The organism is Microbacterium sp. Y356, from assembly GCF_059445355.1.
Map to the genome: position 1 here is coordinate 2,765,851 of NZ_JCAIUE010000001.1, position 23,317 is coordinate 2,789,167.

Annotated in this window: 17 protein-coding genes; 11 read left to right on the forward strand and 6 right to left on the reverse strand. The window is 60.3% G+C overall.

Features of this window, described 5'->3' with window-relative positions; genetic code table 11:
- Positions 1-64 precede the first annotated feature (64 nt).
- Together AC1C2Q_RS13205 and AC1C2Q_RS13210 are read left to right on the forward strand one after the other, a co-directional pair.
- Positions 65-1,162 (forward strand): glycosyltransferase, encoded by a 1,098-nt coding sequence (locus AC1C2Q_RS13205; RefSeq protein WP_495450468.1) that lies wholly within the window; start codon positions 65-67, stop codon positions 1,160-1,162.
- Positions 1,081-3,216: an acyltransferase family protein gene (locus tag AC1C2Q_RS13210; protein WP_495450469.1), complete on the forward strand. Its 2,136-nt coding sequence runs from the start codon at positions 1,081-1,083 to the stop codon at positions 3,214-3,216. The genes AC1C2Q_RS13205 and AC1C2Q_RS13210 overlap by 82 nt, the downstream gene beginning before the upstream one ends.
- Positions 3,217-3,743: 527 nt before the next feature.
- Here AC1C2Q_RS13210 and AC1C2Q_RS13215 read toward each other — a convergent pair.
- From AC1C2Q_RS13215 to AC1C2Q_RS13235, 5 genes are all read right to left on the reverse strand, one after another.
- Positions 3,744-5,777 (reverse strand): O-antigen ligase family protein, encoded by a 2,034-nt coding sequence (locus tag AC1C2Q_RS13215; protein ID WP_495450470.1) that lies wholly within the window; start codon positions 5,775-5,777, stop codon positions 3,744-3,746.
- Between the two features lie 868 nt (positions 5,778-6,645).
- The gene (locus tag AC1C2Q_RS13220) at positions 6,646-7,575 is read right to left on the reverse strand and encodes a hypothetical protein (protein WP_495450471.1); all 930 of its coding nucleotides are present in this window, start codon (positions 7,573-7,575) and stop codon (positions 6,646-6,648) included.
- A gap of 365 nt (positions 7,576-7,940) precedes the next feature.
- The gene (locus AC1C2Q_RS13225; RefSeq protein ID WP_495450472.1) at positions 7,941-9,422 is read right to left on the reverse strand and encodes a lipopolysaccharide biosynthesis protein; all 1,482 of its coding nucleotides are present in this window, start codon (positions 9,420-9,422) and stop codon (positions 7,941-7,943) included.
- Between the two features lie 302 nt (positions 9,423-9,724).
- Entirely contained in the window at positions 9,725-10,768 is a 1,044-nt protein-coding gene (locus tag AC1C2Q_RS13230) for a glycosyltransferase (protein WP_495450473.1), read from the reverse strand.
- A 1-nt stretch (position 10,769) separates the two neighbouring features.
- Positions 10,770-11,936, reverse strand: coding sequence for a glycosyltransferase family 4 protein (locus AC1C2Q_RS13235; RefSeq protein WP_495450474.1), 1,167 nt, complete (start codon positions 11,934-11,936; stop codon positions 10,770-10,772).
- Positions 11,937-12,025: 89 nt separating this feature from the next.
- Here AC1C2Q_RS13235 and AC1C2Q_RS13240 point away from each other — a divergent pair, with 89 nt between their 5' ends.
- Together AC1C2Q_RS13240 and AC1C2Q_RS13245 are read left to right on the forward strand one after the other, a co-directional pair.
- Positions 12,026-13,372 (forward strand): UDP-glucose dehydrogenase family protein, encoded by a 1,347-nt coding sequence (locus tag AC1C2Q_RS13240; RefSeq protein WP_495450475.1) that lies wholly within the window; start codon positions 12,026-12,028, stop codon positions 13,370-13,372.
- A 299-nt stretch (positions 13,373-13,671) separates the two neighbouring features.
- Positions 13,672-14,178, forward strand: coding sequence for an acyltransferase (locus AC1C2Q_RS13245; RefSeq protein WP_495450476.1), 507 nt, complete (start codon positions 13,672-13,674; stop codon positions 14,176-14,178).
- Between the two features lie 93 nt (positions 14,179-14,271).
- Here AC1C2Q_RS13245 and AC1C2Q_RS13250 read toward each other — a convergent pair whose 3' ends face one another.
- Complete coding sequence (locus tag AC1C2Q_RS13250; RefSeq protein ID WP_495450477.1) at positions 14,272-14,958, reverse strand: acylneuraminate cytidylyltransferase family protein; 687 nt, start codon at positions 14,956-14,958, stop codon at positions 14,272-14,274.
- Between the two features lie 60 nt (positions 14,959-15,018).
- On the opposite strand from AC1C2Q_RS13250, the gene AC1C2Q_RS13255 reads away from it, so the two are divergent.
- The 7 genes from AC1C2Q_RS13255 (at position 15,019) to AC1C2Q_RS13285 (ending at position 23,297) form a co-directional block, all read left to right on the forward strand.
- Positions 15,019-15,678, forward strand: coding sequence for a NeuD/PglB/VioB family sugar acetyltransferase (locus AC1C2Q_RS13255; RefSeq protein WP_495450478.1), 660 nt, complete (start codon positions 15,019-15,021; stop codon positions 15,676-15,678).
- Entirely contained in the window at positions 15,678-16,703 is a 1,026-nt protein-coding gene (locus AC1C2Q_RS13260; RefSeq protein WP_495450479.1) for an N-acetylneuraminate synthase family protein, read from the forward strand. Before AC1C2Q_RS13255 ends, AC1C2Q_RS13260 begins: the two co-directional genes overlap by 1 nt.
- The gene (gene neuC, locus AC1C2Q_RS13265) at positions 16,700-17,845 is read left to right on the forward strand and encodes a UDP-N-acetylglucosamine 2-epimerase (RefSeq protein WP_495450480.1); all 1,146 of its coding nucleotides are present in this window, start codon (positions 16,700-16,702) and stop codon (positions 17,843-17,845) included. Before AC1C2Q_RS13260 ends, neuC begins: the two co-directional genes overlap by 4 nt.
- Positions 17,838-18,896: a sugar phosphate nucleotidyltransferase gene (locus tag AC1C2Q_RS13270; RefSeq protein ID WP_495450481.1), complete on the forward strand. Its 1,059-nt coding sequence runs from the start codon at positions 17,838-17,840 to the stop codon at positions 18,894-18,896. Before neuC ends, AC1C2Q_RS13270 begins: the two co-directional genes overlap by 8 nt.
- Positions 18,893-19,918: an SDR family NAD(P)-dependent oxidoreductase gene (locus AC1C2Q_RS13275; protein WP_495450482.1), complete on the forward strand. Its 1,026-nt coding sequence runs from the start codon at positions 18,893-18,895 to the stop codon at positions 19,916-19,918. Before AC1C2Q_RS13270 ends, AC1C2Q_RS13275 begins: the two co-directional genes overlap by 4 nt.
- Entirely contained in the window at positions 19,915-21,054 is a 1,140-nt protein-coding gene (locus AC1C2Q_RS13280) for a DegT/DnrJ/EryC1/StrS family aminotransferase (protein WP_495450483.1), read from the forward strand. Before AC1C2Q_RS13275 ends, AC1C2Q_RS13280 begins: the two co-directional genes overlap by 4 nt.
- Before the next feature lie 152 nt (positions 21,055-21,206).
- On the forward strand, positions 21,207-23,297 hold the full coding sequence (locus tag AC1C2Q_RS13285) for a glycoside hydrolase 5 family protein (protein WP_495450484.1): 2,091 nt from the start codon (positions 21,207-21,209) through the stop codon (positions 23,295-23,297).
- Positions 23,298-23,317 lie beyond the last annotated feature (20 nt).

Here is a 23,317-nt window from a genome sequence, read left to right on the forward strand (position 1 = left end):
GCGTTTAGCCGCTCAGTGACCGCGAGACTAAGATCGAATGGTCATTGACAATGGGGGTTGAATTTTGAGCGGCATTCTCGTTCATGAATGGCTCGCTCGCACCGGAGGGTCGGAGAACGTCTTCGAGGTGCTCAGCGAGACCTTTCCAGACGCCGCGCGTTACGCGTTGTGGGATGACAGTGAGGGCCGTTTCAACGGGGTCGGTGAGACCTGGTTGGCACGCACGCCGCTTCGCCGTAGTAAGGCGCTGTCTCTTCCCCTGATGCCGCTTGCGTGGCGGCAGTTGCCGTCAGCTGAGGCCGACTGGGTTCTGACGAGCAGCCACCTCTTTGCGCATCACGCGCGTTTCGACGGCCCCGCGCGGCACGCTCCAAAGCTTGTGTACGCGCACACCCCTGCACGTTACATCTGGGTGCCAGAGTTGGACGGCCGCGGCGGATCGATTCCAGCAAGACTTATGTCCTCGGCACTGAAGCCGCTCGACCGCAAGCGCGCACAAGAACCTGTTGCGATCGCAGCCAACAGCCAATTCGTCGCTGATCGAATCCAGGCGACCTGGCAACGTGACGCTGAAGTGATCTACCCGCCCGTCGCAGTGCAGGACTTCGCGGACGCGCCAGTGCTGTCGGGCGCCGACCAGGCGCTGTTGGACGCTCTCCCTGATGGCTTCTTGTTCGCCGTATCGCGTTGGGTTCCGTATAAGCGACTTGATGCTGCGATCGCCGCAGGACTTGCCTCTGGTCGCCCGGTCGTGCTTGCGGGGGAGGGACCAGACGAAGCTCGACTGCGCGCCGAAGCTGAAGCAAGTGGTGTCGACGTCCGGTTCCTGCACCGACCTTCATTCCCACTGCTGAAAGCTTTGTATCGCAAAGCTGCGGCCCTAGTGTTCGCCCCTATTGAGGATTTCGGGATCGTGCCGGTCGAAGCGATGGCGTCTGGAACACCGGTTGTGGCCAACGGCATAGGCGGGGCAGTCGAGTCGGTGATCGACGGTGTCACTGGTGCGCACGTGCATGAATGGAAGTCGCACACTGAGTTGGCCACTGCAGTTGATCGCGCGGTCGGCTCTGACGCGGATGCTTGTGTAGCGCGTGCGGCAGACTTCGATGCGAAAGTGTTTACGCGCCGGATTGTCGATTTTGTAGAGGGGAACGTGCGCTGACTCTTGCCAGCACCGTCTCCGGTGGCGGCAAGAGATACGACATTCAGGGCCTACGCGCGGTCGCAGTTCTCCTGGTGGTCATCTACCACATCTGGCCGGCGAAGCTACCCGGTGGTTACATCGGTGTCGATGTCTTCTTCGTGATCTCGGGCTACCTCATCACAGCGCACCTCCTCTGTGAAGTGGCTCGGACGGGCACTGTTTCACTGACGAGATTCTGGGCTCGCAGAGCACGGAGGCTACTGCCGGCGGCGTTCCTCGTACTCATCGCATCCGCGCTCATCGCGACTCTCATCGTGCCGCAGGCGATGCTCAAGCAGAATCTCGCGGAGATCAGCGCCGCGGCGTTCTACGGGTTGAACTGGCTACTCGCGTGGAACTCGGTGGACTATCTCGAATCCAGCAACATGCCGTCGCTGGTACAGCATTACTGGTCCTTGTCTGTTGAGGAGCAGTTCTACATCATCTGGCCGCTGTTGATGCTTCTTGCCATCTGGCTGGGCGTCAAGCTGAAAGCGAGGAGCCCAGCACGCACTGCGGTCGCGTTGTTCGCTGCAGTGTTCGTGTTTTCCCTCGCGGCATCGATCTGGTTCACTCGGACGATGCCCGAGGTCTCGTATTTCGCGACCTATACGCGTGCGTGGGAGTTTGCAGCGGGCGGGCTGCTTGCCGCCGTGCCGATTGTCGCAGTCCAGCGGTTGCCGTCCTGGGCGCTCGATGCACTGAGTTGGGGTGCGTTGGCCTGTGTCCTGGTCCCCGCCGTTCTGTATACCGACCAGACGCCGTTCCCCGGCTGGGCGGCTGCGGTTCCAGTTGCTGGAGTCGTTCTGCTCATTGCACTCGGAGATCGATCGTCCGTCTGGTCGCCGCAGTATCTGAGTCGCGCCGGGTACATCCAGGTACTCGGCGATGTGTCCTACTCGTTGTATCTGTGGCATTGGCCGCTGGTTATCGCGGCCCCCATTCTGGTGGGCCACTCCGTCGGTGCGAAGTCCGGTCTGGCGTTGCTTGTGCTGGCAATCGTTCTGGCGATTGCGACTAAGAAGTTCGTTGAAGATCCATTGCGTTCGAGTAGCGGGCCGCTTGGGTCCAGACGACGGAGCTACGTCTTCATGGCGGCAGGTATGGCGCTTGTCGTCGGATCGATGTCAATCGTGAATGTGTCTATCCGAAGCGACGTCGAGCGAATCGAAGCGGCGATAGCCGATTCCAACGGTTGTTTTGGGTTCTACGCACTCCAGAATGACTGCGCTGATCCATACAACGCGATGGGAAGCCTGGTGTCCCCGGCCTTCTCCGCGGACGACCCTTACGTGCGAACGCCGCTTCGCGAGGACTATCCGTGTCTTACGGCCGACCCCGCGGTGGGCAAAGAGTGCGTGTTTGGCGAAACAGATCACCCGATCGCTACGCTGGCGCTCTTCGGCGACTCTCACTCGGAGCAGTTGTTCGAACCACTGGTGGAGATTGCTGAAACGCACGAGTGGAAGCTCCTGACCTTTACTCGCTCGAGTTGCAGCGGCTTCGAGAAGCCGATGGTGATCGACAATGCAGAGATTCAGAAGAAACACGATGGTTGTGTTTCCTGGAGTGAGGAAGTACGGCAACGGCTCGTCACAAATAACGATCTCGACCTCCTGCTACTTTCCAGCCAGGAACGTTGGAATCGGGTGTTCGAGGGTGAAGTTGATGGTGAGCTGGCGAAACTGACCGAAGCCGCGTCGAGGATTGCTGTGATCACCGATGTTCCGGGTATCGCGGATCGACAAGTCAAAGCTCCTGGATGTGTGGAACTAGCACTCAAGGAAGGCGTCACCTCCGACCCATGCGCTAGTCCTCCCAGCGACAAGGCGGGTGTTGTGACAGCGGCAGCGAAGTTGCTAAACCTGCCCTTCATCGATCTGCGATCGCAGCTCAGCGAGGGGAACACGTCGCACGCCGTGATCGGGGAGACGATCGTTTACTACGACAACAATCATCTGACCCGCAGTTTCGCTCGGACTCTGGCGCCCTGGCTCGACGAACAAATCTCAGATCTTCTTCCGACTGGCTGAATCCTCGTTTCGTGACGGGGCGGAACAAGATGAGCGATTGAATCCACAATGCGCTGTGCGCTATCGCAGCCACTTGTTCGCGCGACTGCGAATTCTCGAGCCCACGAGTCGCTGATGTTGCTCGCGCCATTCCTGTGATCATCATCGCCTTATTCCGCTTTACTCGCATCGAGGGTGAAACGTGCGCCGCGCACCACCATCGGTGTTGCGCTGGCGGTCGTCTTCTTAGCTTCGCTCGCCTATTCGATCTGGTGAGCCGCAACGAATCCGGCACAGGCGTACTTCGTGACGCCGGCGCGCGCATGGGAGTTCGCGGCTGGCGGGTTGCACGCCTGTGCGGGCAAAATCACAGGCGGTTCACTCTTTCGATAATTCGGGCAGGGGCGGCGTGGTGGCACATGCTCGGCATTAGTCAGCTTCAGTTGGCTCCGTGGCTATGGCGTCGACATCCGAGCTAGCTTTACTCCAACTGTGACCGCTGTGACCGCCGTGAGCGGAGAGCATGTCGTATCCGCAGGCTGACGTACTCAGAACAGGTTCATGCTCGTTTCCGCCGTTGGCGTGGGTTCTTCGGGCGCTAACTCCGGCTCCGGCTGAGGCGTCATTGAAGGTTCGGGCACCGGTGCTGTCGTCGGCTCTGGCTCTGGCTCCGGTTGCATTGGCGTGGAAGGTTCGGGCGCTGGTGCTGTTGTCGGGTCTGGCTCCGGCTCCGGCTCCGGTTGCGTTGGCGTTGAGGGTTCGGGTTCTGGCTCAGGGGCCGGTTCCGGATCTGGCCGAGGAGCGGGTGCCGGGACAGGATCTGGCTCGGAATCCTCGATAATCGCACCCGCGAGTGCACTCCGAGTATGAAAAATTTCGAGGGCGCCGTCGTGGAGTTCTTGTAATGACGCTATAGACGTGAGCGAACGGGCCGCCTCGACCGATACGAGGAAAGCGGTAGCAGCTGGTACCTCGACGTTCGCCAGATCGAGATGGGTCGCGGAATCTGTCATCCCCTTAATCACCTGCAGCAATTTGCTCTTCGCATTGTCGAAGGCAGACTTGATGTCACCCAGAGCGTCAGTAACAGCTTGATTCGCCAGAGCGACCGTTTGCGTGCGTCGCTCGTAGTCATTGAATAACTTCTCATCTTCGCGTGCGTCAAGTCCAGCGGCCGGGGGCGTGTAGCTTGCAAGATCGGCCAGTTGCTCAGGCGTACTGATATCCGTCGTGGACGCAAGTGACGCGGCTTGAAACGCAGCAATTGCTTCGCCGTAATTCACCAGATCTGTCGGCAACATCACGAACTCGCTCGGCACCAGGGCAGCGACTTCATTGAAGAGGGCGATCTGCGCTTCTGCGCCTTGCCGTTGTTCACCAAGAGCCTGCCAACCGCTTTCGTGCTCCTGGAGTTGATCGATTATGGACGCACGGGTCGCGGACAGCGCGGTCGTGGCGCCTGCACGCTCTGCGTGGCCACCAAAGGCGATGAACGCGAAGAAGGCGAGGGCGGATGCGAAACCAACGATCGCCAAAATCTTGGTCCGCTTTTGAACCAGCGGCGCAGCTTGCGTCTGCCGGCGCAGCTTGCGAGAGCCCATTGCGTGCGTGCCTTGGGTCGAGTCTGTCAGCTCGTAAGCGCCTCCGCGGATCTCGATAGGGACCCAGGTAGCGATGGATGTGACGGCGGTTATCAGGGGCCGGACCGTTGCGCGATGTTGTCGAGATGACCACTCGTTATACGACACGGCCAAAGAGGCGATCAGGAACCAAATGGCGGGCGCGGACAGATCAGGTTTTGCGACCACCATCGCGACCACCTGAGCCACGAGCGCCCATGCCAACGGCTGTGCCAGTCGGTTTCGCAACCCGACCAGGATGAAGCCACTGGTGGCGCGCAAGAGCAGGAGTGTGCCAATGATGCCGACACTCGAAAGGAGCATGAAGAACAGGCTCGAAGGGCGGTCACTTCCGAGGCCCACACCGAAACCGAACGACTCAAGCAAAACCTTGAACGAGTTCTCGTTGCTCGCGTTTCGGTTGGAGAAAGAATCGGTAGTGAGCTTGTCGAGTGCGATCTCTAGCGTGTACCGGTAAACATAATCCCAGAAGATGATGATGGCGATGATGCCAAGTGCGCAGGCCGCAGCGAAGATCAGGCGTGTCTTCTTCGAAGCGCGACGAATGATGACTACGGTGGCCACGACAACGCCCGATATCGCAACGACTCCGAGAGAGACAAGCGCGGTCCCGGTGTACGAGGTCAGGTAGATGAAGAGACCCGCAGCGATCATTGCACCATAGAAGATGCGTGTGCGCCAGGTCGCATAGATAGAGGCGCTGACGAGGTATGCGAGGCTCATGCTGACAAACATGCCGAGCAGCGAGGGTTCAGCGAAGGGGCCGCGTTCTCGAGCGGACGCGATGATCCAGTGGTATGTGTAGCTCGGATTCGAATCGAACCAGCTCTGCGGCCAGAAATCGATGAAGAAATGTTTGAAAAGCGTGAGCGCGAAGCCAATGACGATCGCCACTTCAAGCACGCGTTTCGAGCGCGGTGGTTCGACGATGAAGTACAACACGAGGCCGATTCCAGTGACAAGATACGCAAGCTGTGCGACGTTCGACATGGTGTAAGTCAATTGGGTGAAATTGTCGATCTGGCTATCAAGGCCGCCCCGGGGCGAGATGACTTCAGTGCCGGCAAAGAGTGCAGGGCCGATCGCTGTGATCAGGGTGCCGTATACGCCGAAGAGTAGGAGCGATGCCGTGGCGCCTCTTACCTGGACACGTTGGATGTGCGCGAATCGCGCTCGCCCGCGCTGAACATAGATGTAGATGAGTCGACAGACGGCAACGACGGCGATGACCCAGAACGGGCTCACCCCGTTGTCTCCGACGATGACCATTGCGGTATGCGAGAACGGTATCGCTGCGCTCAGTACCCAAACGAGGCTGCGGGGCTGCACGACCAGACAGACGCCTATCGCCAACGCGAACGCGAGGCCTATCGGCGTAATCTCTATAGGCATCTAGTTCTCTTTCCCCCACACCTGACCGTCCCACGATACCTGGCTTCGGATGCAAATTTTGTGAATCACCGCTAGCGCTTCGACAGCACGCGCAGTTGATCCTGCAGTTTTCGGACCGCGTAGTCAGGGTGGTATAGGAATGTCGGTCGCCGCACGCCTGTCGGCGGCACCGATGCGGGCTGCCAGTACAAGGCCACGAGCTAGCCCGACAAGCTCATGCTCGATGAGGGCCGTAACAGCGTTCTTAGATTCGAAGGGTCAAACGGCGTTGCGACGACGACTTGACGGCGTGAATGGGGTGAGTGCGGGATCTCCCGTCATCGGAAGACCACTGCACTAACCAGCCAATGCCGCGGTAGACGGAGCGGTCGAGTCTCCGCAGACCTCACCAGAATCCTCACTTTGCTCACCACGGTTGCTACGTCGCGATCGATGACGGCAGTGGGGGGAGCTTGGACATCTGGCGAGAAGGTCCGTGCTGGCTCCATCCATCGAGCAAAACCTGACCTCGCGCTTGAGCCGTGTCGGGCGTCACCTCGTCCAGCAGGCTCCGCACCCTTGACGCCGCTACGTCACCATCCATCGCGCACCAGGAGAGCGCCTGCGAACGCAGACGATCACGGTCTGCCGTACCGATCGAGGATTCGCTGACGAATTCACGAATTTCCTGCGCGGAACTTAATGATGGAAAAACTGCCGGATCCTTCAAGAACGGATAGGTTATCGGACGGTCATCCATGCGTAGAGTCGCAGTCGGGATACCCAGGACTGCGGACTCCCACGCGACACCGCTGGACGGCTGGATGAGGAACCGCGGCCCTGACCGCAGTAAATCAATAGTGCGAGCCCCTTCGTATACGCGCCATCCCGTCGGCAAAATCTCTTCGATTTCTGCTCTATTCGAGCGAGGATGGGGAGCGACGATCAGATTACCAATCCCGCTCGCGCTGACCATTTCGAACATGCGGCTTATCACCCCGATCGGATGCCCAGACAACGCTAACAGTCCTGGCGAATCCTCATCTATGACAGGTATGGGGCTGGAAACAATGTTGCTCGCTGGATTTCCAACGACGTCCAGTAGGTCACTGTCTACGCCAAACTCGTCAGAGTAGTACTGAACTTCCTTCGTGCCGCGCAATCCCGCGAACGTTACGGGTAAGTCACTGTACTGAGGGTTATTTCCGACTGGCGCATGGGGAACATAGACCACAGGAACACCGACTTTGTGGGCGGTCAAGATGAGTGCGCGAAGAGATCGTTCATGTTGCGATGAGACCATGACAGATGAGAATTGGTTTAGGTTCATCTCAAGATAGAGGTCGAGCAGGAAGGCAGCTTGAGCCACGGCGTTGCGCCAGAGGGCGATTACGTCCGCTTGTCCCGCAGCGTGAAGAACCTCTTCGCCCCAGCGACGAACGGCTCGCGCTTCTGGGTCGCGCGCGACGGCCCCCCGCACCCATCGGCTCGCGACGTTCGCTGAAACAGGACTCGCGTGCCCCGCGATAACAGGGTCGAGAGTGCGTCTTTGGTTGGTGGTTGTCGTCGCCACAAGGCTGCCTCCGTACCTACGAAGTAGCGGGAGTCGAAATGGCCGAACAACGGATGGTGCAACGCGTTGTCTCAGGCTGCTCGCGCCCCAAAGATGGGACGAGTCGATGAACGGACTTAAGCACCAAAACAACTGTGCGGCTCTGTCATGGGAGGTGAAGCTCATGGCTGCGTCCATTCTTTGCTATTTTCCTCGACGGCAGGGGGTTGCCCTCTGCGGTCGCGCCGCAACAGCTTTAGCTCCACCACGCCGACCACCAACAGAACGAGTGCGAGAACACCCCACCCAGACCATGCGGGCGGCGTAGTCAAGCTCCAAGTGGTGAGAATAACCAGGGCCGACGCCAGGTACGGCAGTGACGGCCCGAATAGGACCGCCGGATGACCGCTTCGTTGCCGTAGCCAGAAACTAGCTGCGCAAATAAATGCATAAAAGAGTGCGATACCGATAGTTATTGCGCCTAGGTCGTAATTAAGCGCGTGCACCGTGACGAACACGGCGACGAGTGCGAAGACGGCTGCGAGGGGGGTTGTGATGCCGAGCAAACCTGTACGTCCGGAGAGAAATACAAGGTGAGTATTACCAAGGTACATCGTCATGAATACAACACCGATCGCAGCAACGGCGGCCGCCCGTAAAAATTCTCCCGACACGATGTCCGGACCCGCAACAAAGTTCGCGACCAACGGCAGGAGGGCAACGAATCCGGTCGAAAGCACAAGTACAACGGCGGAGACCAAACGCGTGGAATCCCTGAGCACCCGGGGTCGGGTTGCGTCAGACGCACGGTAGATCATTGGGGTCCATCCCATGTTCAACGCGCTTAGTACTGTCATCGGTGCGGTGCCAAGCAGCAGTGCAATTTGCACCATCCCAGACGCATCCTGTCCGATTGCCACCGCTGCGAGAAGCACCAGCGCAGCAGTCATAAAGGATGAGGTGAGCTGATGCGGGAGTGTCGGCAGGGAAATGCGATAAGCGCGAATCACCTCTGCTTTAATCCATCGGGGCCGAGCAATAGTGGTGGCTCTCGCGACCGCGCCGAGGCCAGTCAAGAGGTGGCCAGCCGCAAGCGCCCACAGGTAGGTTCCGGCCTCCGCCCCGAAGATCCAAATCGCGACGAGTCCGAGAATTGGGGACAGAAGCGAGGAAGAGTATGAAAAGAGGACGTAGTCGGATACTCGATCGAGAGCACGGAAAAGCGCTTGCGACAGTAGCAACATCGCCAGCCCGACTGAAGACAGCACCGGAGGTAGCAGCATCGAAGCTGCTTGGCCGTCGACAAAATAACCTGCCCAGAAAGGGACAGTCGCTGCAACGAGTGCGCCGACCACGATGGCGACGATTGAGCCGGTCAGAACGAGCGCCGTCGCTCCTTGGGCTCTGGTTCGTTCGACGATGGCGCTGCGCGTGACCGCTGTTGGAAGCCCCAGCGTGAATAGCGAACCACCGAGCCGAAACAAGGAGATGGCGATCGCCACCACGCCGTACTCGTTGATCCCGAGCGATCGGATCAACACTGGAGTTACGGCGAGCGTGACCACCACTGGTGCGAGCGTGGCAATCGTGTACACGCTCCCGCGCCCGACAATCGCTCGACGAATGCTCTCTGCCGCACCCTGTTGCTTGGATTTCTGGTTCACTTAGCCCCTCAACTTAGCCCCGCAACAAGCTCGGCCGCCCTAGGAAGGCTCTATGGTAGTGGGCCTCGGGGCGCTGCGAGAATTCAGACAGCGGAATCAGCGGATTATCCTATGAGATCTCGGCTGGCTAACGATAACTATACGACGTTTCGTCGGGCCGTCAGCAGCTCAGCGTGGTCCCGCCTTCGCTCACATGGCCTGGTAGAGCGGGAAAACTCGAGAAGAACTTCAGCGCACCATGTCTGCGTCTTTGCCAACGTCCGGCGTGACTCTGGCCGAGTCCCGTGTTGCTTTCGAACCGCCTAGGCGTCGAGGCGGCTTAAACGTGATGCCACGGCGTCCGCCGATGCAGCGATAGTGAGGTTCGTCGCGTTGCTCCGCAGATGTGCGGAATAAGCGATACGCAGTGCCTCGTCGGTCTGAAGGCGCTGGAGCGCATTCTTCCAACGGTCTGTCGCATCCACTGGGAGCACGAACAACGCTGTGAAAACCGGATCCGTGATCAAAAAGGGTGCGACTCCGAAGCTATCGGCGAGCACGACCGGCACTCCACTCATGGCCGCTTCCAACGCACTGCGGCCGAACGCTTCGCGATGCGAAGTACCCACGTAGGCGAGGGCATCTGTCCAAAGGTCGCTCGCGGCGATCCACCCCACGACATCTACGTTGGCTGGCGCGGCCTCACGGAGCGCACCTTCGAGAGGCCCGGAGCCGTGCATCACCCCATGCAAGCTCGAATCGCGAAGTGAGTCGAGGAACAGGAAGGGGTTCTTGTCTTTGTTGAATCGTGCAGCCCAGACGACTCTGTCGCGCTCGCCGCGGCCATCCCAACTCTGCGGCACTGGCTTGACGCCCGCGGGCACCAGTTCGATTCCAGGGAGCTCTGCATAGTCGCGCAGAATCGCGGTCGTCGACCAGACCTCGTCGGCGCGGCGAAGCGCAGACTTCTCGAGTGCCTTCCACGCCAGCCGCTTTAGGCTCTGCGTCTCACCGGGCTCGGGCCATGGCTGCCCACGCAGGAACGCGACCCAGGGCTTATGCATGCCTGCGACCGCCATGTCGGTCTGTGGGATCAGGCTGACGATGACTTCGCTCTCGGCGACCAGCGGATGTGCGGCGAGGCGTGCCCGAAGGTCGCGAACACCGCCGAGCCCTGAAGGTTCGAAAGTGAACTCGTTGATCCACGACGGGTCGTCAGCTGGGCGCGTGCCAGCTGCCTTGGCAGACACGCCGAAGAGCAGACTCCACTTTTCGCCGCGCTCGCGGCCTTGAGTGACGAGTTCGCGTCCTGAGCGGTAGACACCGCTGCGTGCTGTCAGCGGTGCTGCGATGAAGCACACGCGCATCTCAGCGTCCTTCCGTTGCGGTGTTGAAAACTGTCGCATGCGCGTGAGCGACCGACTCATCGGTAGGTAGATTCTTCGTCTCCAGCGCGGCTTCGCCCAGCCGGGTGCGCAGATCTGCATCATTCGTGAGTCGCTCTAGAGCTGCAGCAAGAGCATCTTCATCTCGCGGAGTGACGAGGATTCCGTTGGCGCCATCATTGACCCATTCGAGCGGACCGCCTTCGCGTGCCGCGATCACTGCCTTTCCTCGAGCGAGGTATTGAAGCACGTTCTGGCCGAGCGGCTCAGGACGCACCGAATACTGAACGCAGATGTCCACGCTGTCGATGGCGGCCTGGACGTCGCCGACGAAACCGGCGAATGTGACTGCGGCGTCGGGCACTTGCGCTGCGATGTCCTTGAGTTCAGCCGCGTAGTCTTCCTTCCCGAATGATGCATCGCCGAAGAAGATCAGCTCCGCAGACCCGCCCAGACCTGCCTTCTGGAAGGCGCGAAGCACCTCGGCCTGCCCTTTCCATGAGTCAAGACGAGCGACCATGCCGATCCTGACGGGACGATCTGTAGGCCGGGACTGCACGTGATCCGCCCGTGCGATCCCGATCGAGCTCGCAATGACATCAACCTGTTGCCCTGAGCGAAGCAGATCGGAAACCGTCGCTGCGGTCGCTGCGGAGTTTGCGATGTAGCGGGTGGCTCGTGGTGCGACGACGTATTTGAACGCCTTGTATCCGATGGCGCCGATGGAATCCGGTTCGATCAGGTCACGGAGGTGGACCACGAACGGAGTCTTGCTGCCGAAAAGCGCGAGGGCCGCGTACACGGCAGATCTGGTTGAGTTCGCGTGCACGACATCCACGTTCTTGAAAATCCGCGAACGACGGATGCTCCATGCCTGTCGGAACAGCTCCGATGCAACGCGAATGGCCCCACCGAGTCCAGCCTGCGAAGCCCCAGGCGGTTGCGCGCGTCCGACGGGAATGATCGAGTACTTCTCGCCACCGCCCGCGAAAACGCCGTGCTCTATACCGGTGGGAATGATGAGCGTTGCATCCCAACCGCGCCCGTGCACATCCAGGAGTCGGCGTAGTGCGAGTTCCGCGCCACCGTGTTCGGTCGTGTGATCAACGTGTACGACGTGTGGAGTTTTGGGCGGAAGCGGTGAAGTCACCCTTTCAGGGTAGCCGGGAAGCTCGAATGTCGGTTTGGTCAGCTTGAATCGGTACAGTTGACCGTCGGAACAGGAAGCGGGGGCGCAAGATGCGACTTTCAGTTGTTGGGTGCGGTTACCTGGGTGCAGTGCACGCAGCAGCGATGGCGTCGATCGGGCACGAAGTTGTCGGAATCGATGTCGACGAGCGGAAGGTTGCACAGTTAGCCAGCGGTGTCGCACCGTTCTTCGAGCCAGATCTGCAGGACTTACTGGTCGATGGGCTGAAGACTGGTCGGCTCACATTCTCGACCGACATCGCTGCCGCGGCCGACGCTACCGTCCACTTCATCGGTGTCGGCACTCCTCAGCAGAAGGGCGGCAACGCCGCCGATATGACCTACGTGGATGCTGCCGTTGACTCACTGCTCACTGTGCTGAAGCCCGGTGATCTTATCGCCGGCAAGTCGACGGTTCCGGTGGGCACTGCCGCGCGCCTAGCTGACAAGATCGATGGCAGCGGGGCGACGCTGGTATGGAACCCCGAGTTCCTGCGCGAAGGGTGGGCTGTCAAAGACACCATCGAGCCAGACCGGCTCGTTGTAGGAGTGCCCGTCTCCGACGGCGCGGACGGTTCTGTGCAGGGCACTCCGTCCACAGAGGGAGAGCGTGCCGCAGACATTCTGCGCGAGGTTTATGCGCCGGCCGTTGCCACAGGCACCCCATTCATCGTGACCGACTACGCCACCGCCGAGCTTGTCAAGGTTGCAGCAAACGCGTTCCTGGCGACCAAGATCTCGTTCATCAATGCTATGGCCGAAATTTCTGAAGTTGTCGGTGCAGACGTCACCCAGCTTGCGGACGCGATCGGCTACGACGCACGCATCGGACGGCGCTTCCTCGGGGCCGGCATCGGGTTCGGCGGAGGATGCCTTCCGAAGGACATTCGTGCGTTCGCCGCTCGTGCCGAGGAACTCGGCAAGGGCGAAGCGGTCGGTTTCCTTCGAGAGGTAGACGCGATAAACCTGCGTCGGCGTGATCGTGCTGTTGAGCTGGTCGTCGCTGCTGCTGGCGGCTCAGTCTTCGAGAAGAAGATCGCTGTGCTCGGCGCAGCCTTCAAGCCCCACTCAGATGACATCCGTGACTCGCCCGCGCTGGACGTCGCCGTACGGCTGCATGGGCTGGGAGCGAACGTTGTCGTGACCGATCCTGCTGCGATCGAGAATGCTCGTCGCGTGCACCCACAACTCGAGTACTCGGCCGATCTCGATGGGACGCTTCAAGGTGCAGAGGTCGTGGTCGTCGTCACCGAGTGGGACGAGTACCGCCGCCAGCTCGCACCGGAGCGTGCTGCCGCGCTCGTCAATGCGACGGTCGTCGTCGATGGGCGTAACTGCCTGGACGCCACGAACTGGCGCGCGGCCGGATGGACCTACTACGGCATGGGGCGTCCCTGACCTCGGGACCGGCTCTCAACACGCCGCAATCCGCAGTCGTATAGATAAGGCAGTGAGTGTAAGGCGACCTTCGGAACGGCTCCAAGAACCGGCCGGTGGACGCGTGTTGATCACGAAGTAGGAGTTGGGTCGTTGACTACTCGCGGGCCTCGGCTAGTGCCAGTTGGGGCTAGTTGGAGGAGTGAAGTGACTGGTTGGCGAAGCCTGCGTCTCTGCGCTGGTCCCGAGCTCGACAGCGGCGAATATTTGATAGCGTGCCGCTAGACGATGGGACAATTGCTCCCGCGGAAGGATTCCACATGTTGTTGAGAGCACGTAAGGTCTGGCGAAACGCGCGAACATCATTTTTCACGTGGAAAGCAATCCGACGCGTCGGTTCGCATGGGCCCAATGTGCGTGTGAACGGACGTAGCGGTTTCACGCGAGAAACTCATCTGGGCAGTAACACGCACTTTAATGGCATGTCTATTCGAGGTATCGGACGTGTTGAAATCGGAGATAACTTTCATTCGGGGACTGATTGCATGATTCTGAGTGATATTCACGATTATTCGGGTGAAGCGCTACCGTATGACTCAAAACTAATCGAGCGGCCCGTCAAGATCGGACGTAATGTTTGGCTTGGCGTCCGCGTTATTATTCTGGGTGGCGTGACGATCGGCGATGGTGCCATCATTCAGGCCGGAAGCGTCGTCGTCTCTGACATTCCACCGCTCGCGATTGCAGGCGGGCATCCGGCGAGAGTTTTCGGCCAGCGTGATGAAGAGCACTATAAGACTCTCGAAGCGGCCGGCCGATACACATAGGGAGTGGGCGTGGTGCCGGTGACAGCGTCCCGCCCAGATTTAGTGGTCAAGACGTTCAGCGATCGGCGAGGCTTGGCTTAGAAGCCAATCTGCTTAGGAGAACCTGCGATCGAGCAACAGCTCTACGAGTTTCCAATCGATCTCATCGTCAATATCAATCGACCGTTCGCGTGGCATCTCATAGAACGCCGTCGCGCCTCCCCACAGCCCATTGGTGAGAGCGGATCTTTGCCAACAGTAAATCGACCCGTTCATTGTGTACACGATTGGTGCGGTTTGACGATCGGTGTACGCGGCTTTGGGCTGCACCACCAAGCCGAAGAATCCCGGTTCCTTTTCCTCAACCATGGTGTAATAGGGATTAGCCTCGGAGAGGGAGCCCGTGATCACGACATCGATATCCGTAGTCAGTAATGCGAGCGCCGCTTCGATATCGGCGACCATGCGTAATGGTGACGTCGGCTGAAGATCAACGATGCGGGTGACATCAACTCCGCTGCGCTCCACTGACTCGACCAGGTTCTCGATGACAGGGATCTTGGGCGCCGAGTCAGTGGCGAGGTGAGCCGGGCGTAGTCCTAGTACCGTAGCGCCTTCCCGCATGGCGACCTCCGCAATGTCGGGGGAATCAGTAGAGACGTACACTCCATCGATGCTTGGCGCTTGTAGTGCGTGTTCGATGGTGTAAGCAATTAGCGGTCTCCCGCGAAGCTCTCTAATGTTCTTGCCAGGTAGCCCCTTGGAGCCGCCTCGGGCGCAGATCGTTGCGATCGTGGACATGCTGCTCCTCAGTGTTGATGCGCCGCAGAGTGCGCGATACGTGTCGAGTACCATTGTGGGGTGTCGCCAACAACTTCTGCCAATCCGCGTGAGTTCGTCATATTTGGTGCTAGCGGGCACGCCTTGAGCGTTCACGAAGTGATCGCGTCCGGTGGGGGAACTGTTGTGGCGTTCGTGACAGAGCAACGAGAGGGCGGGCAGATCAACGACCTGCCTGCAACGGTTATCGATGAGGGCGAGTACGCCGACTCCACTTCACTTCATGGTGTGCCTGTTCTCGTCGGGGTAGGAGCGTGCGAGCTCCGCTCGCGGATTTATTTGGCGCTGCCCGAGGGAACAGCTGCAGCGCCGGTTATTGCACGCTCCGCGACGGTCGCCGAGTCGGCATCCCTCGGAGAGGGAACAGTGGTGCACCAACACGCTCATGTGGGACCTCGTAGTGCAGTCGGCTCCAACGTGATCATCAACACATCGTCTGTTGTGGAACACGATTGCGTTGTCGATGATCATGCGCACATCGCCCCGGGTGCGATCCTGCTCGGCGCAGCGCGAGTTGGCCGGGCCGCATTCATCGGCTCCGGCGCACGTATTCTCCCCGGTGTTCGCGTCGGCGAAGGCGCCGTCGTCGGTGCAGGTGCTGTTGTGACACGAGACGTTCCACCCAAGACCACGGTGACAGGAATACCTGCTCGCCCCCAGGCAATACGAAGCGGAGCATGATGGCTGACCTCAAGCTGGCAGTGAACGATGGCGACGATGTGATCGTGATCGCGGAAGCAGGAGTGAACCACAACGGTGATCCCGAGCTCGCGCATCAACTCATCGAGATCGCGGCTGACACAGGAGCGGATTTCGTCAAGTTTCAGACGTTCGATCCCAGTCGACTCGTCGCTCCAGATACGGACGCGACGCCGTATCAGCGCGCGCGCGGCGCCACCAACCAGAGCGACCTTCTTGCTGCGCTGGCGCTGCCGCGCACAGTCTGGGTGGAACTGCGCGATCACGCTGCAAAGCTTGGTATCGGCTTCCTCAGCACGCCGTTCGATCTCGGCAGTGCTGAACTGCTCATCGACCTCGGAGTGGACGCCCTCAAGGTGTCATCTGGAGAACTCACCAACTTGCCGTTCCTCAGTGAACTCTCCTCATTCGATGTCTCGATGCTTGTGTCAACTGGCATGGGCAGCGAAGAAGAGGTCATCGCGGCAGCCGACGCGTGCGCCAACGCACCGTTCCTGGCAATGTTCCACTGCGTGTCTGCCTACCCGGCACCAGTCGAGCAGTGCAACCTCCGGGCCATTCCCGCGCTCGCAGAACGGCTGGGAGTTCCCGTTGGCTGGTCGGACCACACGACGGGAATTGAATCTGCGCTCGTTGCTGCGGCGCTTGGCGCACGGCTTTTCGAGAAGCATTTCACGATCGACCGCACCATGGAAGGCCCCGATCACACCGCGAGCCTCGAGCCGCGTGAACTGGCGGACTATGTGGGCGGGCTCAAGCGCATTCCGTCCCTCCTCGGCGACGGCAAGAAGCGGCGGATGCCGGCGGAGGAGGAAAACGCTGGCCTCGTTCGCCGTTCCTGGCACGCTGCCTCCGACCTCCCGGCAGGGCACACGTTAACCTCGGAAGACCTTGTTGCGTTACGACCGGAGAGCGGAATCTCGCCGATCATTGATATCGTCGGCCGACGGCTGGAGTACTCGGTCCCTGCGGGAACTTCGGTCACCGAAGGCAGCCTGGCTCGATGAAGGTCGCGGTCTTCGTCGGCACTCGCGCAGATCTGGGTCCTCTGGACCCTGTAATTGAGGCGCTCGATCGCGCGCCCGACATCGACGTGGACGTGCTGTGCGGTGTCGCATATGGTGTGCGCGACCTTGAAGCGCATCTGGCGAACATCGAGTATCAGGGGGAAGTGCACGAGCTCGCAACCCCGATGACGGCGATCACTGCGGACTCCATGTTGCAACAGGGCGCGCGGGTGACAGAAGGGTGCCAGAAGCTCTTCAAAGCCGCCGGATACGACGCCCTCGTTGTGCTGGGCGATAGATGGGAGCTGCTCTACATCGCTCCGGCAGCATTGCTGTACGGCATCAAGATCGTGCACATTCACGGTGGCGAAGTGACCGAGGGGGCGATAGATGAGCGTGTGCGGCACGCCGTCACCAAGCTCGCTGATGTTCACTGCGTGGCGTCGGTCGACGCCGCTAAGCGTGTGCGACAGATGGGCGAGCCCGACGATCGCATCCATGTGACGGGTGCCCCCGGGCTCGACCGTCTGGTCTCAGCAGCGCCGTATAGCGAGGGGGAGCTCGAGGTAGTTCTCGGACGAGAGATTCAGCGGCCACTCGGTCTGTTCACCTATCACCCGCCGACGGCAGTCGCCGGGGCATCGTTGGATACATGGGTCGCCGATGCGCTGGCGGCCTCTCTTGCGCATTTCAGGACGCTCATCGTGACCGATCCAGGAATCGATGAAGGGCGAGAGATCATTCTCGACGTTTTGGACGAGGCAGCCGAGAGCGATAAACGCATCGTGCGTGTGCAGACGTTGGGGCGGCATTACCCTCGCGTTCTTGCGGCGGTAGACGCAGTCGTGGGTAACTCGTCGTCAGGCGTAATCGAAGCGGCCACAGTGAGTGTGCCAGCGGTCGACATTGGAAGCAGACAGGAGGGACGTCTGCGAGCAAGTAGTGTTTTACATGCTGACGACTCGTTCGCCAGCGTCGAAGCCGCCGTGCGGTCGGCTCTCGCTCAGAACCTGCGTGAGACTGGTGTTGTGAATCCGTACGGCACCGGAGACGCTGCGCTTCGAATCGTCGACGCGATTCGGGATTCGCGACGAATGCCGTTCGGCAAGAAGTTTCATAACCAGGGGGAACACGATGGTTGACGCAGTCAAAGAATTTTGCGCACCAGCTGACGCAACGATTCTCGAGGCGCTGGCAGTCATCGACCAGAGCCGCGGCGAACTGTGTTGCCTCGTTGACGACGAAGCCAGGCTCGTCGCGGTGTTCACGGACGGCGACGCTCGACGAGCGCTGCTGGGAGGCGCCGCGCTGACCGATGGTGCTCGCGCCTACGGCAGTTCGAAGCCTCGTGTCGTGCCTCCGGGAACAGATCGAGCGCACGTGCTCGATCTGATGAAGTCCCTGCGCCTTTCGGCGGTGCCCGAAGTGAGCGAGGATCGTCGCATTGTCGCCATACACACGCTCTCAGACATCGTGGGGGCACCACGTCTCTTGAACCGGGCCGTCATTATGGCGGGCGGAAGGGGCACGCGACTCGGCGCTCTCACCAAAGACACGCCCAAGCCATTGATGACTGTGGCCGGTCGCCCGATCATCGAGTGGATCATTCTTAGACTCGTCGGTGCTGGCATCACGCGAATCTCGGTAAGTGTGAATCACATGGCAGACCAGATCATCGAGCGGCTTGGCGATGGTCACGCGCTCGGATGCACGATTTCTTATCTGCAGGAGGACGTCTCGAACCCTCTCGGCACGGCCGGATCATTGACTCTGCTCCCGGAAGCAGAGACGGCCGTCGATGCGCCGCCAATCATCGTGCTGAATGGTGACCTGATGGTGGAATTCGATGCGCACGCACTGTTGCAGCACCATGAGTCCAGTGGTGCGGCGATGACGATGGGCACCAAGACCTACCAGCATTCGGTTCCATTCGGAGTGGTGGAGGTCGACGAGGAGCGCCGCGTCACGGAGATCGTGGAGAAGCCAGATCTGACAGTTGAAGTGAACGCCGCCGTCTACTGCATTGATTCGCAACTGGTTCGTCAGCTGCCACACGGGCTGCCGAGCACGATGCCAGAGCTAGCGCAGAAGTGTCTGGACAACGGATCGACCGTCGGCGCGTGGCCGATCGCGTCGGAATGGATTGATGTCGGCACGCCCGGTGATCTGGCGCGTGCAAAAGGAGAGGTATGAACATGGTGAGTCCTGAGACTGATCTCGCAGGCAAGAAGGTAATGGTCACCGGAGCGGACGGATTCATCGGTTCGCATGTGGTGGAACGGCTGCTCGGTTACGGCGCAGAGGTCACGGCCTTCTGCATGTACAACTCGTTTGGTGCGCACGGTTGGCTGGACGAGTCGGATGCGTTCAAAACCGCGATTCGCGCGGAGCAGGCACATGCCGTCTTGGGCGACATCCGAGACGCCGAGCATGTATCGAGCACCGTTGAGGGGCACGACATCGTCTTGCACCTGGCTGCACTGATCGCCATCCCCTACTCGTATTCCGCCCCGCGCTCCTACGTCGAGACGAACATTGGCGGCACGCTCAATGTTCTCGAGGCCGTGCGCAGGCACGGTGTGCAGCGCATGGTGAACACATCCACATCTGAGGTATACGGAACGCCCGATTCTGTGCCGATCACCGAATCTCACACTCTGAAGGGCCAGTCGCCATACTCTGCCTCGAAAATCGGCGCAGACAAGATGGCCGAGTCGTACGCGCGTTCATTCGAAACGCCGGTCATCACGCTCCGGCCTTTCAACACGTTCGGCCCGCGCCAGTCGGCACGCGCTGTCATCACGACCGTGCTCTCACAGTTGCTCGCAGGAACGAAGACGCTGAAGTTGGGTTCGATCAGCCCGAAGCGCGACTTCACCTTCGCAACGGACACCGCTGAGGGGTTCGCCCGAGCAGCGATCGCTGACCTCGCGCCCGGCTCTGTCGTGCAGCTCGGAACGGGGCGTACGGTTTCTATCGGTGAGTTGGTCGACCTGTGCAAGCAGGTCACGGGCAGCGACGCAGTGATCGAAACCGATGAGGACCGCATCCGCCCGGAGGGGTCTGAGGTCGAGGTGCTGCTGTCAGACCCTGCGATGGCGAAGGACCTGCTTGGTTGGTCTGCTGAGACATCACTGGAAGACGGTCTCCGCGAAACAGCCGAATGGCTAAACGGTCGTGTCGATGCCGAGGTCGCTGGGCGGTACCACACGTGAGTATTCCCCTTTCCGAGCCCAACCTCGGCCCTGCCGAGACGGCACACGTTCTCGAAGCGTTGCAGACGGGATTCGTGTCTTCGGTGGGCGCCGCAGTCGTCAAGTTTGAACAAGACTTCGCTGAACGCGTCGGTCGTAAGCATGCGATCGCGTGCACAAACGGCACAGCGGCCCTGCATGTGGCCTTGCGTCTCGTGGGCGTTGAAGCGGGCACTGATGTTCTCTGTGCTGACTTCACCTTCGCGGGGTCAGGCAACCCGATCGCGTACCTCGGGGCCAACCCCGTCTTCATCGATTCCGAACGTGAGACATGGAACTTGGATCCAGAGCTCGTCGTTCGCGAAATCGAACGACGAGCGGCCGCGGGTGAGCCGCAGCCGTCGGCAGTCGAGGTCGTGCACGTGCTCGGCCAACCTGCACGGATGGAAGAAATAGTAGACGTCTGCGAGCGCTACGGAATTCCGATCGTTGAAGATGCGGCCGAAAGCCTTGGGGCGGAATGGTCGACTGGCCGCTACGCAGGCGTGCACACGGGCGCGGTCGGTATCATCGGCTGCTTCTCCTTCAACGGAAACAAGATCGCCACCACAGGCGGTGGTGGCATGATCGTCACCGACGATGACGAGTTGGCTCGGCGCGCCCGGCACCTGACGACCCAAGCCAAGGTGCCCGCGATCGGATATCTCCACGATGAGGTCGGTTACAACTACCGCCTCACAAACTTGGCCGCCGCTCTCGGCAATGCCCAGCTCGGACGGTTGGACGAGTTCGTCGCATCCAAGCGGCGCATCGCCCAGACCTATGACGGAGCGTTCGCAGATCTGGATGTAGTGCTGCCGCCTCGAGTCGAGGGACTCGACTCGACGTACTGGCTGTATTCGATTCTTGCCAAAGATGAGGCGGAGCGCGACCGGCTGCTTGCGCACTTGGAGACGAATGGCGTTGGAGCGCGCGCACTCTGGCGGCCATTGCACGCTCAACCTGCATATGCCGGTTCAACGCACATCGGAACAGGCGTGGGGTTGGAGCTGTTCGAACGGGGTGTCTCGCTTCCGAGTTCGACGCACCTGACTGTGGACGATCAGCAAACCGTCATCAAAGCCGTACGAGACTTCTATGACGGAGAGCGGGAATAGTACAACGCCCGCGCTGTGTCGCTTGGACGAGTTGCGCGATCAAATACGCGGTCTTCGGTGCGACGTAAGGGGACGCAGACTGTGGCATCGTGTGCTCCTAGCGCACGACTACTCGGCCGAAGAACGATTCTCGATTACACGGAGGAAGATAAATGCCACGGCGGCTGACAAAGAAAGCACTCGTTCTGCTAATCAGCGGTGCGCTAGTCGTGGTCGGCGGGGGAGTGGTCGCTGCTGCGGTCACGATGAATCAAGCTGCCCCGGAGGAGCCGGCCGAGGTAATGCCGCGTGCCGGGGTGCGCGTCGAGTTCCCTGAACGTCCTGTGGAGATACCGCGCGTCGCATCTGCTCGGGGCTCCGTCGATGGCTGGAATCTCGCGGAGCGTACGGTGGTTTCTGCCGTGCTTCCTGAAGTCGGGAATGCTGCAGATGGGGCAGTGTCGTTGCGGATTGATGCCCCCGTAGCCGATTCGGGCGTTATCGCAGCGAGTGCGCCAATCGCGCTCGCTCCCGAAACTGAATACACGTTGACTGCGTCTGTTCGACTTCTCGGCGAGTACCGAGGAGCGTCGGGCGTTGAACTAGCGGCTGGGGGGAGCCGATTCCAGCTACCTGACCTGAACGCTGAATGGGAACCGGTCGAGTTCACCTTCACGACGCCAGCTGAACAGGCCGAAGGAACACTTGATGTAATCCTCACCACCGTTGCACGGGGTTTCGGAATCGACAACATCGTGATCTCGGCTGCAGGTGGTGACAACCTCGTGGCAAATCCATCTTTCGAGCAAGTTCAGGCGCCACAAGGCATCGTAAACGACTCGCTGATCCTATCGACGAAGACCGCGTCGCTCGCTGTCGTGGCGGCTGAAGGCACTTCGACTTGGTCCGCGACATCTTCGTCAGGCGGGGATCCGATCACCGGAAGCGCGGGCATCAGCGGAGGGCTCGCAGCAGTCCCGCTTGATGGCCTCCCACAGGGGCATTACGAACTGACATTCACTGACTCGGCAGGGTTCGCTGTAACGACGAATATCGCAGTACTGGACAACGACCAGTTGCATGTTCCGCAGGACGCGCGTTTCGGCGTTGCAACACACGTTGAGCGCGTCGGGTTCGATGGAGCAGGCGTCATGGCCTCGAGCCTTGGTTTCGGCGAAGTCCGCAATGATGTGACGTGGTCCGCAGCTGAGACAACTGCAGGGGAATACGACTGGAGCAATACGAAGTATCCGGCCGCGTTCGCGGAACTGCACGCTAACGGGGTTAAGCTCCTGGCGCTCGTGGTTTACGGTAACAAGCTCTACGGAAGTCAACGCACACCGTCGACGCCAGCGGCTGTCGAAGCGTACGGGCGCTACGCGCTAGAAATCGCGCGCACCTATGACGTCGTGGGTTTGGAAGTGTTCAACGAGTTCAACCATCGCAAGAGCGATGCGTCCTGTGGCCAGTCGGCCACTTGCTACCTGCCGTTGCTGGAGTCGGTGCACCGACAGGTCGATGCAGAGTTCCCGGATCTCCCGATCGTCGCGGGTTCCACCGCCTACTACGACCGCGATTGGTTCATCAGCCTGTGGCAGAACGGTGGACTCGCTTACACCGATGCGGTCAGCTACCACCCCTATGAGGCTTGGCGCGACCGTGCGCCCGACAGCCTCGGCCCGATCATCGAACAATCCCACACCGACATGCAAGAGCAGGGCGGGGCGGACAAGCCAGTGTGGATCACCGAATTCGGCTACCCCACGCACAACCCCGGTGGCGTCGGCATCATGGAACAGGGGCCATGGCTCATCCGGACTGAGGTGACTTCAATCGCCGCGGGTGCCGAGAAGTTCTTCTGGTACGACCTCGTCAATGACAAGAACGAGCCGGCCGCGGGCGAGGCAAACTTCGGTCTGTTCGAACACAATCCTCGATCGAATGTGCTCGCTCGCTCGCCCAAGCCTGCGGCATTCGCTCAGGCACTAGTGATCTCGCAGATCAGTGGACTTGCTTATACCGCCGATGAGTCTGACGAGTCATCGACGGTGAAGGTGTTCGGTACCGGAGACGAAGAGACGCGCGTCGCCTGGGCTCCGGGTGGCGGCGCTGAACGCATCGTGACCAGTGATATGCCGCTGAGCGTCGTCTCGATGAGTGGCGTCACGCAAATCATCGAGCCGGTCGACGGTCAGGTCACGATCCCGCTGAGCGATCAGCCCGTGTTTATCAAGAAGATGGGTGAGCCCGCCGAATTGGAGTGACATGGCCGGGACCGCGTCAG

What these genes read in the sequence shown, in the direction of transcription:
- AC1C2Q_RS13230 (WP_495450473.1), bottom strand. Translation starts at nt 10,768, where the DNA reads ATGCGCGTGTGCTTCATCGCAGCACCGCTGACAGCACGCAGCGGTGTC.
- AC1C2Q_RS13240 (WP_495450475.1), top strand. Translation starts at nt 12,026, where the DNA reads ATGCGACTTTCAGTTGTTGGGTGCGGTTACCTGGGTGCAGTGCACGCA.
- AC1C2Q_RS13245 (WP_495450476.1), top strand. Translation starts at nt 13,672, where the DNA reads ATGTTGTTGAGAGCACGTAAGGTCTGGCGAAACGCGCGAACATCATTT.
- AC1C2Q_RS13250 (WP_495450477.1), bottom strand. Translation starts at nt 14,958, where the DNA reads ATGTCCACGATCGCAACGATCTGCGCCCGAGGCGGCTCCAAGGGGCTA.
- AC1C2Q_RS13260 (WP_495450479.1), top strand. Translation starts at nt 15,678, where the DNA reads ATGGCTGACCTCAAGCTGGCAGTGAACGATGGCGACGATGTGATCGTG.
- neuC (WP_495450480.1), top strand. Translation starts at nt 16,700, where the DNA reads ATGAAGGTCGCGGTCTTCGTCGGCACTCGCGCAGATCTGGGTCCTCTG.
- AC1C2Q_RS13270 (WP_495450481.1), top strand. Translation starts at nt 17,838, where the DNA reads ATGGTTGACGCAGTCAAAGAATTTTGCGCACCAGCTGACGCAACGATT.
- AC1C2Q_RS13275 (WP_495450482.1), top strand. Translation starts at nt 18,893, where the DNA reads ATGAACATGGTGAGTCCTGAGACTGATCTCGCAGGCAAGAAGGTAATG.
- AC1C2Q_RS13285 (WP_495450484.1), top strand. Translation starts at nt 21,207, where the DNA reads ATGCCACGGCGGCTGACAAAGAAAGCACTCGTTCTGCTAATCAGCGGT.